The sequence below is a fragment of the Falsiroseomonas oryzae genome (assembly GCF_027856955.1).
In the GTDB taxonomy this organism is placed as follows: Bacteria; Pseudomonadota; Alphaproteobacteria; order Acetobacterales; family Acetobacteraceae; genus Falsiroseomonas; species Falsiroseomonas oryzae.
The window spans coordinates 1-13,144 of sequence record NZ_JAPSMD010000123.1 but is presented as its reverse complement, the minus strand read 5'-3'; the positions used below and the strand labels follow the sequence as shown (position 1 = coordinate 13,144).

Genomic DNA, 13,144 nt, shown 5'->3' with positions numbered 1-13,144 from the left:
ACGGGCCGGCGCTTCCGCCGCGGGCGGCTGGTCCACGCGCTGCTGCAGCACCTGCCGGACCGCGCCCCTGCCGAGCGGGAGGACGCGGCGCGCGCCTTCCTCGCCCGGCCGGGCCATGACCTGGACGCGGCCGAGCAGGCCGAGACCCTGCGGGAGGTGCTGGACCTGCTGGCCACGCCGGACCTGGGCGCGGCGCTGGGCCCGGGCAGCCTGGCGGAGGCGCCGATCGCCGGGCGGCTAGGCGACAGGCTGGTCAGCGGCCAGGTGGACCGCCTGCTGGTCTCGCCGGAGCGGGTTCTGGTGCTGGACTACAAGACCAACCGCCCGCCGCCGGCCACGCTGGACCAGGTGCCGGCGCTCTATCTCCGGCAGATGGCGGCGTATCGTGCGGTGCTGCGCCTCGCCTTCCCCGACCGCGCGGTGGAGTGCGCGCTGGTGTGGACCTACGGGGCGCGCCTCATGCGCCTTCCGGGGGATCTGCTCGACAAACATGCGCCAGACGCATAAGTGCCGGGCACGACGGCGGGAGAGGCATTGCTTGACCCGACTGGCCCCCGCCACGATGTTGCCATCACTCGGCCGGGGCGCCCCCCGCCCGGCCTCTGGAGATCTCCGATGAGCGAACTCACCAAGGCGGTGACCGACGACAGCTTCAAGCAGGACGTGCTGGAGGCGCCCGGCCCGGTGCTGGTGGATTTCTGGGCCGAGTGGTGTGGCCCCTGCCGGATGGTCGGCCCGATCCTCGACGAGATCGCCAAGGAGTATGAGGGCAAGCTGACCGTCGCGAAGGTGAACATCGACGACAACCCGATGACGCCGAACGACTACGCCGTCCGCGGCATCCCGACGATGATCCTGTTCAAGGACGGCAAGCCGGTGGACACCAAGGTCGGTGCCCTGCCGAAGAGCGCGCTGAAGGACTGGGTCGCCAGCAAAGTCGGCTGACGCGCGCGTGAGGCGCCGCGCGGCTTCCCGCCCGGCGCCTCCGCCCCAACTGCGGCGGATGACGCGCCGCAGCCTGCTCGCCCTCCTCCTGGGCCTCCCCCTCTCCGCCCAGGCGCAGCAGGGCGAGGTCGTCCGGGCCCAGGGCACCAGCTTCCGCCTGACCACCTTCGCCTCGGGGCTCGAGCGCCCCTGGGGCGCCGCGGTGCTGCCCGATGGGCGGCTGCTGGTCACGGAACGGCCGGGACGGCTGCGGCTGCTCAGCGCCGATGGTGCCGTCTCCCCACCGCTCGCCGGCGTGCCGTCGGTGGAAGCGGCGCGGCAGGGCGGGCTGCTCGACGTCGCGCTGGCGCCGGATTTCGCGACGACGCGCGAGGTCTTCCTCTGCCACGCCATGCTGGTGCAGGGCGGCGCACTGACGCGGCTGACCAGGGCGCGGCTGGCCGAGAATTCGCGGGGGCTGGAGGAGGTCCGGCCGGTGCTGGATGCGACGCCGCCGCAATCCTCCGGCCGGCTGCATTACGGCTGCCGCATCGCCTTCGGGCGCGACGGCCACCTCTTCCTCTCAACCGGCGACCGCTACGAGACGAAGGAGCGCGCGCAGCGGCTGGACGACCTGGCCGGCAAGGTGCTGCGCCTGACGCGCGACGGCCGCGTACCGGCGGACAACCCCTTCGTGGGGCGGGTCGCGCCGGAGGCGCGCGGGCAGGGTTTGGCGCGGCCGGAGATCTGGTCCTACGGCCACCGCAATCCGCAGGGCCTGGCGCTCAACCCCTGGACCGGCAGCCTCTGGGCGGCCGAGTTCGGCGCCCGGGGCGGTGACGAGGTGAACCTGATCCGCCCCGGCGCCAACTACGGCTGGCCGCTGGTGAGCCATGGCGTGGACTACGACGGCAGTCGGATCGGCACCGGGCGGCAGACCGCGCCCGGCGTGACGGAGCCGCTGTTCCACTGGACGCCCTCGGTCAGCCCGTCCGGCATCGCCTTCTACGACGGCGCCGCCTTCCCGTCCTGGCGCGGCAGCCTGTTCCTGGCCGCGCTCAACCCGCCGGGGCTCGTGCGGCTCTCCACCGAGGGCGACCGGGTGACCGGGGAGGAGCGGCTGCTGTTCGACCGCGGTATCCGGATGCGCCACGTCGTCGTGGCGCCGGATGGCGCGCTGCTGGTACTGACGGATGAAGCGCGCGGGCGGATCCTGCGTCTGTCTCCAGGGTGAGTCCTAGGCTGGCCGTCGTGCCAGCGCCTCGATGAACGTAAGCCGACCCTCTTCCGCGCTGCGGGCAACGTTGATCTGCAACTCCCGGATCCGCTCGCCCATGAGGGTCTGCAGCCCGAGTGGCGGGAGGCCCTGCGTCTCGAGGCGGCGCCGGTTCTCGCGGAGATCCGGCAACACCTCCTCCGTCCTGTCGCGGAAGACCACAAGCTCGAAGCCGGCAGCGACGACCTGCTCCCGCGTGTCCTCGGGCGCCGTCAGGAAACTTGTCGCAGCGCCCGCCGCCCAAGGCAGCGGGTAGTCGGGCTCTCCCCTCGGGCCGGCGCCGTAGTAGGCGGTGTAGAAGACCCCGCCGGGGCGCAGCACGCGCAGGGCCTCCGCGTAGAAGCGCGGCTTGTCCGCGATGTTCATGCCGACATTCTCGGAGTAGGCCCGATCGAAGCCGCAGTCCGCGAACGGCAGTTCGGTCGCGCTGCCCTCGACGACGCGGACGTCGTCGGACAGGCCGGTCGCGGCATTAAGTTCCTCTGCCGCCCGGCAGAACTCGGGCGTGAGATCGAGGCAGGTGACATGGCATCCGAAGCGTGCCGCCACCCACCGAGCCGGTCCGCCGATGCCGCCGCCGATGTCGAGGATGCGCTCGCCGGGACGCGGGGCGAGCAGCGCTGCCATCTCCTGCGTCGCCTTGAGGCCACGTCCGTGGAAGTGGTCGAGCGGGGCCAGGCTGTCGGGCGTCACGGCGGCGGCTTCACCCTGAGCCGCCCTGAGCGCCGCCAGGACGCGGGCTGCTATGCCCGCGCTGGCATAATGGTCCTGGACCTTCCCGCCGGATGCTTCGGCCATCGGTCCTGCCCTCCCCCCGCCGCACCCGGTCTCCGCCGCTGACGGGCCGTATCCACGATAGGGCAATGAACGATCCGCGTGGGTGACAAACCGACGGGGGCTCGGACAAGCCGGCGAGAGCCAGCGAGCCTAATCCTCCAGCTCGCTCTTCCAGGTGATGAAGATGCCGACGTCGCCGGGCATGCCGTCGGGGTAGTTGATGATGCGCGCGGTGAAGCCGAAGCCGCCGGGCTTGAGCTTGGTCTCCCACCACTCGTAGACTTTGTGGAACACGCCGGGCAGCGTGTCCTGCCAGCCGTCGAGGGCGTTGTTGATCCGCCGGCCGCCATCCGCGCAGAGCGAGGAGGGGAACTGGGTGATCATCACCTCCTTCTCGCCGGCGTCGAAGGCCTTGGCGATCTTCGCCAGCGCCCGCTGCTCGTCCTCCTCGGTGATCTTGTAGGTCATCACCCGCTCGGCGAAGGCCTTGCGCTCGGCCTGGGCCTGGGCGGCGGCGGCCTCCGCCTCGGCACGGCGGCGGGCGGCCTCGGCTTGCCGGCGAGCCATCAGGTCGGCAACGTTGAGGGTCATGGTGGTCCTCCTTCCTCGGGTCCAGCCTATCGCCGCGAGGGGGGAGGATGGAATCGCGCAGCGCGGGAAACGCTATCGCGAATCCGTACCGCTCAGGCCGAGTCGAGCTTCAGCACCTCGCCGGCCAGGTAGAGGCTGCCGCAGACCAGGACGCGGGCAGGCGGGCCATCCTTCGGCAGGGCGGCGAGCGCCTGCGCCACCGTGCTTCCGGGACGGGCGACGCCGCCGCTGGCCTCCACGATGGCGTCCACTGGCATGGCCAGATGCTGGCCCGGCTCCGCCACGGCCCACAGCGTGGTCGCGTGCGGGAGGATGGGGCGGAGGAACTCGGCGGATTGCTTGCCGCCCTTCATGCCGACCAGCACATGCGCCGGCCGGTCGGCGAAGGCCTGGGCCAGGTGCTCCGCGATCACCAGCCCGGCGCCGGCATTGTGGCCGCCATCCAGCCAGAGCTCCCAGCCCGGGGGCAGCAGCGCGGCGAGGCGGCCCGTCAGGCGCTGCAGCCGCGCCGGCCATTCGGCGCGTGCGACGCCTTCGCGGATCGCATCCTCGGTCAGCCACGGCGGGTTCCAGGCGCGCAGCGCGGCGATGGCGATCCCGGCATTGTCGGCCTGGTGCGGCCCGGGCAGGCCGAGGGACGGGAGCCGGATCGTCTTGCCGCCACCCTGCCAGTCCAGCGTGCCGTCGGCGTGCCGCGCGACGTCCCAGTCGCGGCCGCGGGCGTGCAGCGTCGCGCCGCGCTCCGCGGCGACGCGGGCGATCACCTCGGAGGCGGCCGGGTCCTGCGCTCCGGTGGCGCAGGGCACGCCGGGCTTGAGGATGCCCGCCTTCTCGAAGGCGATCTTCGCCAGCGTGTCGCCGAGGAAATCCATGTGGTCCATGGAGATGCTGGTGATCGCGGTCGCGGCGGGCGTGTCCACCACGTTGGTCGCGTCGAAACGCCCGCCGAGCCCGACTTCCAGCACCAGCAGGTCGGCGGGCACGGTGGCGAAGAGGTGGAAGGCGACGGCGGTCGTCACCTCGAAGACAGTGATCGGCTCGCCGGCGTTGATCCGCTCCACATGCTCCAGCGCGTCGGCCAGCTGCGCCTCTCCCACCAGCTCCCCGGACAGGCGGATGCGCTCATGGAAGCGGACGAGGTGGGGGGAGGTGTAGACATGCACGCGCAGCCCCGCCGCTTCCGCGATGGCGCGCAGGAAGGCGCAGGTGGAGCCCTTGCCGTTGGTGCCGGCGACATGGATCACGGGCGGCAGGCGGCGTTCCGGATTGCCGAGCGCGTCCAGGCAGCGCTGCATGCGGCCGAGGCTGAGGTCGATCAGCCGCGGGTGCAGCGCGTGCAGGCGTTCGATGATCGCCTCGCTGCGCGAGGGCGGCAGGCTGCTCACGCGGGCTTCGCGGGCTCGGCGGTCTCCTGCGGCTCGGGCTCGGCCGGCGCCGGCAGGGCGAGCGGCGGCTCCTCCGCGACCGGCGGCAGCTTCTCCCGCAGCAGGGAGATCAGGCGGGCCAGCGTGGCGCGCATCTCCTGCCGCTTCACCACCATGTCGAGGATGCCGTGCTCCAGCAGGTATTCGGCGCGCTGGAAGCCCTCGGGCAGCTTCTCCCGCACCGTCTGCTCGATGACGCGGGCGCCGGCGAAGCCGATCAGCGCGCCGGGCTCGGCGATCTGGATGTCACCCAGCATGGCGAAGCTGGCGGTGACGCCGCCGGTGGTCGGGTCGCAGAGCACGACGATGAAGGGCAGCCCGGCTTCCTTGACCAGCCGCGTCGCGATCACCGTGCGCGGCATCTGCATCAGGCTGATGGTGCCTTCCTGCATGCGCGCCCCGCCCGACGCGGTGAAGACGATCAGCGGCGCGTCCTGCAGCACGGCGAGCTTCGCGGCGGTGACCAGCGCCTCGCCCACGCCGGCGCCCATGGAGCCGCCGAGGAAGCTGAACTCGAAGGCGGCGACGACGGCGCGGCGGCCCTCGATGCTGCCCTGGGCGACGACGACGGCGTCGTCCATCGCGGTCTTGGTCTGGGCGTCCTTCAGCCGTTCCGAATAGCGGCGCTGGTCGCGGAAGCGCAGCGGGTCGGCCGGCGCCTTGGGCAGCTCGATGCGCGACCAGCCCTCGTCCAGCGTCGCGCGGATGCGGCCCTGGGCGGACAGGCGCATGTGGTGGCCGCAATTCGGGCAGACATGCAGGTTCCGCTCGAGGTCGCGGTGGAAGACCATCTGCTCGCAGGCCGGGCACTTCTGCCAGAGGTTGTCCGGCACCTCCCGCGGGCCGCCGAAGAGTCCCTTGATCTTCGGCAGGGCCCAGTCGCTGATCCAGTTCATTCCGTACCCTGTGCGCTCCGCCGGTCGGAGTAGGCGCGACCCGGCCCGGCACGCAAGGGGCGGGTGCCCCGGCTGGCGACGGGACTGCGGCGGTGGCGCGGTCAGATCGTATATGGCGAATGTATCAATATTGAGACTTCGCGTTGACAAATAGATTGGCGCTGCGCAGTTTGTCGTGGATTCGCAACGAAAGCCTGGCCGAGATGTCCCTGCTGCGCCTCCTGCTGCTTCCGCTTGTCCTGGCCGCCGCGCCAGCCTCGGCCTCGACCCTCTCGGCGCTCGACATCCTGCAGCAGTTCAACGCAGTGATCCGGAACAACTTCGCCTCGGGCCACGACGTGGAGGGGCGGACGGTGGTGGGCGGCAACGTCACCCAGGGTGCCACCTTCTTCAACAACCCGGGCGCGGCCGCGCCGTCCGCCTTCCGCGCGCTGACGGTCTACGGCGCCACCGCGCGCGACGACTTCAACGTCAACAACGCCGGCGGCGCCACCATCGCCGGGTCGAACGCGGCGAACATCAACATGAATGGCCGCGTGAACGGGGTGGGCGGCAGCCTGACGATCGGCGGGGCGAACAGCGGCAACATCAACATGAGCGGGGGCACGCTGCACATCGCCGGCGCCAGCAGCGGCACCATCAACCTCAACGGCGCGACCCGCCTTTCGGGCCCGGTGCCCGCCCTGCCCGATTTCCAGACGACCTTCGTGGACCCGCTGCTCGAGCTTGCGGACCAGCTGGCCGGCCTGGCGGCCAACAGCGTGGCGCCGACGCTCGTCGGCGGCGGCCCGTTCAACAACGTCGTCCTGATGGCGAGTGCGCCGACGGCCACCGATGGCGGGCTGGCCGTGTTCAACCTGGATGCCGCCTACCTGCAGCGCCTCGCGAGCTTCTCGGTGAACCTCAACGGCCGCCCGGGCGCGGTGTTCAACGTGAGCGGCGGCCGCTTCACCTGGAACGGCAACTTCAACGGCGACTCGCTGGCGCGCGACATGATCTGGAACTTCACCGACGCCACCTCGATCGGTTTCCAGCGGCGCTGGAACGGCACCGTGCTGGCGCCGGACGCCCATGTGACGCAGACGACCTCCAATCTCGGCACGCTGTTCGCCAATTCCTTCGGCGGCGGCGGGGAGCTGCACAGCCAGCCCTTCCGCCGAGCCTTGCCGGAGGGTGACATCCCCGCCGGGTCCGACGCGCTGCCGGTGCCGGAACCGGCCTCGCTCGCGCTGCTCGGCCTCGGCCTCGCCGCCCTGGCGGGCACGCGGCGCCTGCGGCGCGTGGGCCGCTGAGGCGCCGGCGCACGGCGTCATTCCGGTCCGCGCGGGCCCGTTCCGGTCACCGCCGTCTCGAGCGCGGCGCCCAGCGACACCTCGTCGAACGGCTTGCGCAGACTGGCCAGGCCGACCGGGCCGCCCGCGGGAAGCTCGCCATAGCCGGTCACCACGATGACCGGCAGGCCCGGGCGCAGGCGCCGCAGCTGCTCCGCCAGCGCGGTGCCGGACATGCCGGGCATGCCGTAATCCGTGACGACGACATCCACCGCGGCGCCTTCCTGCAGGCAGGCGAGCGCGCGGGCCCCGCTCTCCGCCTCGACGACGCCGTGGCCCATGTCCTCGAGGATGGCGGCGGTGCTGGCGAGCACAAGGGGATCGTCATCCACGAGCAGCACGCGGAATCGCCGCGCCGGGCGGCCGGGTGCCGGGCCCCCCGCCGGCGCCGGCGCCACCAGAGGCTCGGTCGAGCGTGGCAGCCAGAGCTCCGCCACCGTGCCTTCCCCGGGCTGGCTGTGCAGCAGCAGTCGCCCGCCGGACTGCGCGGCGAGGCCGTACGCCATCGGCAGCCCAAGGCCGGTCCCCTTGCCGACGCCCTTGGTGGTGAAGAAGGGTTCCGTCGCGCGCGCCAGCGTCGCGGCGTCCATCCCGATCCCGTGGTCGGTGACGCCGAGCACGACGTAGCGGCCTGGCAACAGGCCATCGGCGGTGGCGCCCATCGCCTCCTCGCGCCCAGCGATGCCGATCTCGCCGCCCTCCGGCATCGCGTCGCGCGCGTTCAGCACGAGGTTCAGGATCGCGAGCTCCAGCTGGTTCGGATCGACAAAGACAGGCGCGAGGTCCTTCGGCATACGGAAGACGAGCCGATGGCCGGGACCGATGGAGCGGCGCAGCAGGTCCGCCATGCCATCCAGTAGCGCGGCAAGGTCCACGATCGCGGGCCGCAGTGCCTGGCGGCGGCCGAAGGCCAGCAGGCGCTGCGTCAGCACTGCGCCGCGGTTCGCGCCGGCCACGGCGTTGTCGAGAAGACGAGTCGCCTGCGCGTCCCCGGCGGGCAGCCGCTTGCGCAGCAGGGCGAGGCTGCCGAGGACGACCATCAGCAGATTGTTGAAGTCGTGCGCGATGCCGCCGGTCAGCTGGCCCAGCGCCTCCATCTTCTGCGCCTGGTGCAGGCTGGCCGCGGTGGCGCCATGGTCCTTGACCTCCTGGCGCAGCCGCGCCCGGGCGGCCTCGAGCTCCCCGGCCTGCCGCCGCAGGTCGCGTCGCAGGCGGGCGAAGGCGCGGAACTGCGCGTTGGAGCGGTGGGCCGCGGCGGCGAGCGCGGCCAGAAAGACGAGGATCATCGCCGCGGCGACCGGGCCGCGCCCCGGCCCGGCCAGAGCGAAGCGCGCGGCGATGGGCAGGCCGGCGGGAAGGATGAAGGCGATGACGATAGGCAGGTGCGCGTAGTGCAGCGCCACGGCGCCGGCGCACATACCGCCGACGACGAAGACCCAGAACAGCTGGGCCGCCTCGGAATCCGGCCAGAGCAGGGCCGCGCCGCCGCCCCAGCCGAGGCCGGCGAGCGCCGCGCAGCCCGTGGCTATGCGCGCCCATCGCGCCACATCCTCGACCGCGGGGCGGCTGCGGCGGTGGGCCCACCACGTGGCCGTCCGGATGCCCGCGATCGCGAGCATCGACGCAAGCCAGCCGAGCGTCGCGGGATGCGGCACGCCGGAATCGACCGCGAAGGCGAGCAGGACGGCATTGATCGCCGAGACCGCGACGGCGGCGGGGATCTGGCCGTACACGGCGTGGACCTGGGCGGACTCGACCTCGGGGTCGCGCGCGCCCGTCACCCGGCCATTCCCACGCACCGGCGCCTGCGCGCAGCGTCGCGCCCGCGCGTCGTTGGCGCGGCCCTCATCCCAACCCTCCACCGCCATCGCTGCGGTGGGGTGAAGCTACACGGCCGCGCCGCCGATTGGTATACAATCGTCGCCGGATGTGCCGGCGTCGGCGTCAGGCCGCCTGCTTGCGGGCCGCGCGGATCGCCTGAGCCAGGCCGGCGACCTGGGAGAGCACCGCCGGCACGGTCGCGGCGGTCGCCCGGCCGTCCGCGTCCAGCGTGCCGGCCAGCGTGTCCACCAGCGCCGTGCCCACCACCGCGCCGTCGGCCACGGTGGCGGCGATCGCCGCCTGCTCGGGCGAGCGGATGCCGAAGCCGATCGCCACCGGGAGGTCGGTGTGCCGCTTCAGCGCTGCGATCGCCGGCGCGAGCGAGGCGTAGTCGGCGCTGCGCGTGCCGGTGATGCCGGTGATCGAGACGTAGTAGATGAAGCCCGTGGTGGCGCCGAGCACGCGCGGCAGCCGCGCCTCGTCGGTGGTGGGCGCGATCAGGCGGATCAGGTCGAGGCCGTTGGCCCGCGCATGCGGCTCGACCTCGTCGGCTTCCTCGGGCGGCACGTCCACGATGATGAGGCCGTCCACGCCGGCCGCCGCCGCATCCGCGCAGAAGCGCGTGACGCCATAGGCCAGGATCGGGTTGTAGTAGCCCATCAGGACGACGGGCGTGTCCGCCTCCGTCGCGCGCAGCGCGCGCACGAGGTCCAGCACGCCCGGCACCGTCGCGCCGGCCTTCAGCCCGCGCTGGCCGGCGCGCTGGATGGAGGGGCCGTCGGCCATCGGATCGGTGAAGGGTACGCCGATCTCGATGACGTCCACCCCCGCCTTCGGCAGGCCGCGCAGGATCTCGAGCGACGTGGCGCGGTCCGGGTCGAAGGCCGTGAGGAAGGTGACGAGCGCGCCGCGCCCTTCGGCCTTCGACTGCGCGAAGCGTGTCGCGATGCGGCTCATCGCGCGGGATCCCGTTCGATGCAGGTCATCTCAGATCTTCTCGCCCAGGTGGCGCGCCACGGTGAAGATGTCCTTGTCGCCGCGGCCGCAGAGATTCATCAGCACGATGCGGTCCTCCGGCAGCGTCGGCGCCATCTTCAGCACATGCGCCAGCGCGTGCGCGGGCTCCAGCGCGGGGATGATGCCTTCCTGCCGCGAGCAGAGCTGGAAGGCCTCCAGCGCTTCCTCGTCCGTGGCAGCGACGTACTGCACGCGGCCGATCTCGTGCAGCCAGGAGTGCTCCGGGCCGACGCCGGGGTAGTCGAGACCGGCGCTGATCGAATGCGCTTCCGTGATCTGGCCGTCGCCGTCCTGCAGCAGGTAGGTGCGGTTGCCATGCAGCACGCCGGGCCGGCCGCGCGACAGCGCCGCGGCGTGCTCATGCGTGTCGAGGCCCCGCCCCGCCGCCTCCACCCCGATCATCTGCACGTCCTTGTCGTCCAGGAAGGGGAAGAACAGGCCCATCGCGTTCGACCCGCCGCCGACGGCGGCGACCAGTGCGTCAGGCAGGCGACCTTCGGCGGCGCGCATCTGCTCCTTCGCCTCCTCGCCGATCACGCTCTGGAAGTCACGCACCATCTGCGGATAGGGGTGCGGCCCCGCGACGGTGCCGATGCAGTAGTAGGTGTCGTGGACATTCGCGACCCAGTCGCGCAGCCCCTCGTTCATCGCGTCCTTCAGCGTCGCCGCGCCGGAGGTGACGGGGCGGACCTCCGCGCCCAGCAGCTTCATGCGGAAGACGTTGGGCTGCTGCCGCTCCACGTCGGTGGCGCCCATGTAGACGATGCAGGGCAGGTCCATCAGCGCGCAGGCGGTGGCGGTGGCGACGCCGTGCTGGCCGGCGCCGGTCTCCGCGATGATGCGCGTCTTGCCCATCTTCTTGGCCAGCAGGATCTGGCCGAGCACCGCGTTGATCTTGTGCGCCCCGGTGTGGTTCAGCTCGTCGCGCTTGAAATAGATCTTCGCGCCCATGCCCTTCGGGGCCGACTTGCGCAGATGCGCGGTCAGGCGCTCGGCGAACCACAGCGGGCTGGGGCGGCCGACGTAATGGGTCAGCAGGCGGCGCCATTCGGCCTGGAAGGCGGCGTCCCGCTTCGCGGCCTCGTAGGCCTTCTCGACCTCGAGGATCAGCGGCATCAGCGTCTCGGCCACGAAGCGGCCGCCGAAGTCGCCGAAGCGGCCGCGGCTGTCGGGACCCTGGCGGAGGGAATTCGGAAGAGGCTTGTTCACTGCTGCTTTCCCGTGCGTACGGCCCTCATAGCGCGGCGGGTCGGCCGGGTCACGCCAGGCCGGCTGCCCGCCCGGCCTGCCGCGGGGTCAGGCGTCCAGCGCCGCCGGTTCGGCCGTCTCGGCACCGGGCAGCGGCGGACCGGCTTCCCCGCTGCCCGCGGCCAGGCGCGCAAGGGGCAGCCAGGCCTCCCACAGCAGCCCGTCCGCACGCCAGGTCGTCGTGATCCGGCCGCCGAGCTGGCGTGTCACTGTCGCGGCGACAAGCGAGGATCCGAAGCCGCGATGCGCGGGGGGCGCCGGGACCGGCGGACCGCCCGACTCGCTCCAGCTCAGGACGAGCTCCTCGGGCGCGGCGGCTGGGGCCAGGCGCCAGCGCAGCTCCACGCGGCCGGCCGGCACCGACAGCGCGCCATGCTTGGCGGCATTGGTCGCCAGCTCGTGGAACGCCATGGACAGCGCCTGCACCGCCGCCGGCGACAGCGGAACGGCCGGGCCGTGGCAGGTGGCCCGGGGGCCGGCGGCGCCGCCATCCAGGAAGGGGACCAGCGCCTCCTCCGCCACGGTGCGCAGGGCCGCGCCGCTCCAGCGCGCCTTGGCGAGCAGGGTGTGCGCCCGTGCCAGGGCACCGACCCTGCCCTCCACGGCGCGCGCGAAGCTGCCGGCGTCGGTGCGCGGGGTCAGGCGGAGCGCCGCCTGCACGACGGCCAGGGTGTTCTTGGCGCGGTGGTCCAGCTCGTGCACCAGCACCGTCTGCCGTTCCTCCACCTCCTTGCGGGCCGTGATGTCCTGCATGGTGCCGATCAGCCGGGTCGGGCGGCCGGTCTCCGGATCGTCGCCCACGGCGCGGCCATGCGTCTCGATCCAGATCCAGGTCCCGTCCGGGCGGCGGAAGCGGAATTCCGTGCGGTAGCTGTCGATGCGCCCGGCGCGGACGTCCTCCAGAATGTCCGTGTAGGCCGCCCGGTCGTCGGGATGCACGCGGTCGCGCCAGGACGGGTACGACACCTCCGCGTAGTCCGGCGGGAAGCCGAAGATCTCCAGCGCGCGCGCGGTCCGCGTCACGGCGCCGGTGCGGAAATCGACCTCCCACGCACCGAGCTGTGCCGCCTCCAGCGCCAGGCGAAGCCGCTCCTCGCTGTGGCGCAGGGCGGCTTCCGCCTGCTTCAGCGCGGTGACGTCCACATGCGCACCGACCATGCGCAGGGTGCGCCCGGATGCGTCGCGCTCGATCTCGGCGCGGGCGTAGATCCACCGCACCTCGCCTTCGGGCGTGAGAATGCGGTACTCCTGCGCGTAGTCGATGTCCGGCGCGCCGTCGGAGATCGCGTCCAGGAAGCGCTGCTCGGCGCGCGCGCGGTCCTCGGGGTGCAGGCGGCGGACCCAGTCGGCGTGGCTCTCCTGGGCGGCGATGGCCGGGAGGCCCTGCAGCGCCATGTATTCGGCGGAGCGGCGATTGGTCCCGGTGCGCAGGTCGATCTCGAAGCCGCCGACGCGGCCGATGCGCTGGATGCGGCGCAGCACCGCCTCGGCCCCTTCGACGGCGAGGCGCAGGCGCTCGAACTCGGCGGTCCCGGCCGGCGGCGTGGGGGCGGGCGCGTCGGGCGGCACGTTGCCGGCGGCGATCTGCTCCGCGCGCGCCACCAGCGCCTCGACCGGCTTCAGCAGCCGGCGCGCGAGCAGCACTGCGCCCAGCACGCCCAGGCCCAGCGCGAGCAGCGCGCCGGTCGCCAGCGGCAGCAGGACGGCGCGGCGCGGCCCGCTGAAGGATGTCTCCGGCTCGTTCACCCAGACATGCCAGCCGGGGGCCAGGGCGAGCCGATGATAGGCGGTTCGGATCGCGCTGCCGTCGGTCAGGCTCACGCCGCGCAGCACGCCGCC

General features: G+C 72.7%; 12 protein-coding genes. 4 read left to right on the top strand and 8 right to left on the bottom strand.

Annotation, left to right across the window (positions count from 1 at the left end; translation table 11 throughout):
* From OZN99_RS13855 to OZN99_RS13845, 3 genes are all read left to right on the top strand, one after another.
* Positions 1-507 (top strand): PD-(D/E)XK nuclease family protein (locus OZN99_RS13855; protein ID WP_270935831.1); only part of this gene is annotated, 507 nt, incomplete at its 5' end.
* 108 nt (positions 508-615) lie between these two features.
* Entirely contained in the window at positions 616-945 is a 330-nt protein-coding gene (trxA, locus tag OZN99_RS13850; protein WP_270935830.1) for a thioredoxin TrxA, read from the top strand.
* Between the two features lie 58 nt (positions 946-1,003).
* A complete protein-coding gene (locus tag OZN99_RS13845; RefSeq protein ID WP_270935829.1) occupies positions 1,004-2,158 on the top strand; it encodes a PQQ-dependent sugar dehydrogenase in 1,155 nt (384 codons plus the stop codon).
* 3 nt (positions 2,159-2,161) lie between these two features.
* Here the strand turns inward: OZN99_RS13845 and OZN99_RS13840 are convergent, their stop codons facing one another.
* From OZN99_RS13840 to accD, 4 genes are all read right to left on the bottom strand, one after another.
* Positions 2,162-2,998 (bottom strand): class I SAM-dependent methyltransferase, encoded by an 837-nt coding sequence (locus OZN99_RS13840; protein WP_270935828.1) that lies wholly within the window; start codon positions 2,996-2,998, stop codon positions 2,162-2,164.
* 129 nt (positions 2,999-3,127) lie between these two features.
* Complete coding sequence (locus OZN99_RS13835; RefSeq protein WP_270935827.1) at positions 3,128-3,568, bottom strand: hypothetical protein; 441 nt, start codon at positions 3,566-3,568, stop codon at positions 3,128-3,130.
* Between the two features lie 92 nt (positions 3,569-3,660).
* Positions 3,661-4,953, bottom strand: coding sequence for a bifunctional folylpolyglutamate synthase/dihydrofolate synthase (locus tag OZN99_RS13830; RefSeq protein WP_408611842.1), 1,293 nt, complete (start codon positions 4,951-4,953; stop codon positions 3,661-3,663).
* Positions 4,950-5,888, bottom strand: a complete 939-nt coding sequence (gene accD / locus OZN99_RS13825; RefSeq protein ID WP_270935826.1) for an acetyl-CoA carboxylase, carboxyltransferase subunit beta — start codon at positions 5,886-5,888, stop codon at positions 4,950-4,952. Before accD ends, OZN99_RS13830 begins: the two co-directional genes overlap by 4 nt.
* A gap of 203 nt (positions 5,889-6,091) precedes the next feature.
* Between accD and OZN99_RS13820 the strand changes: the two genes are divergently transcribed.
* The gene (locus OZN99_RS13820) at positions 6,092-7,180 is read left to right on the top strand and encodes a collagen-binding domain-containing protein (protein ID WP_270935825.1); all 1,089 of its coding nucleotides are present in this window, start codon (positions 6,092-6,094) and stop codon (positions 7,178-7,180) included.
* Positions 7,181-7,197: 17 nt separating this feature from the next.
* Here the strand turns inward: OZN99_RS13820 and OZN99_RS13815 are convergent, their stop codons facing one another.
* The 4 genes from OZN99_RS13815 to OZN99_RS13800 form a co-directional block, all read right to left on the bottom strand.
* Positions 7,198-9,000 carry a response regulator gene (locus OZN99_RS13815; protein WP_270935824.1) on the bottom strand — a complete coding sequence of 601 codons (1,803 nt, stop codon included), beginning with the start codon at positions 8,998-9,000 and terminating at the stop codon, positions 7,198-7,200.
* 163 nt (positions 9,001-9,163) lie between these two features.
* Entirely contained in the window at positions 9,164-9,997 is an 834-nt protein-coding gene (gene trpA / locus OZN99_RS13810; protein WP_270935823.1) for a tryptophan synthase subunit alpha, read from the bottom strand.
* A 30-nt stretch (positions 9,998-10,027) separates the two neighbouring features.
* Positions 10,028-11,266: a tryptophan synthase subunit beta gene (gene trpB, locus OZN99_RS13805; RefSeq protein WP_270935822.1), complete on the bottom strand. Its 1,239-nt coding sequence runs from the start codon at positions 11,264-11,266 to the stop codon at positions 10,028-10,030.
* Between the two features lie 87 nt (positions 11,267-11,353).
* Positions 11,354-13,144: sensor histidine kinase (locus OZN99_RS13800; protein WP_270935821.1), on the bottom strand; the 1,791-nt coding region annotated here is incomplete at its 5' end.

What these genes read in the sequence shown, in the direction of transcription:
- trxA (WP_270935830.1), top strand. Translation starts at nt 616, where the DNA reads ATGAGCGAACTCACCAAGGCGGTGACCGACGACAGCTTCAAGCAGGAC.
- OZN99_RS13845 (WP_270935829.1), top strand. Translation starts at nt 1,004, where the DNA reads ATGACGCGCCGCAGCCTGCTCGCCCTCCTCCTGGGCCTCCCCCTCTCC.
- OZN99_RS13840 (WP_270935828.1), bottom strand. Translation starts at nt 2,998, where the DNA reads ATGGCCGAAGCATCCGGCGGGAAGGTCCAGGACCATTATGCCAGCGCG.
- OZN99_RS13835 (WP_270935827.1), bottom strand. Translation starts at nt 3,568, where the DNA reads ATGACCCTCAACGTTGCCGACCTGATGGCTCGCCGGCAAGCCGAGGCC.
- accD (WP_270935826.1), bottom strand. Translation starts at nt 5,888, where the DNA reads ATGAACTGGATCAGCGACTGGGCCCTGCCGAAGATCAAGGGACTCTTC.
- OZN99_RS13820 (WP_270935825.1), top strand. Translation starts at nt 6,092, where the DNA reads ATGTCCCTGCTGCGCCTCCTGCTGCTTCCGCTTGTCCTGGCCGCCGCG.
- trpA (WP_270935823.1), bottom strand. Translation starts at nt 9,997, where the DNA reads ATGAGCCGCATCGCGACACGCTTCGCGCAGTCGAAGGCCGAAGGGCGC.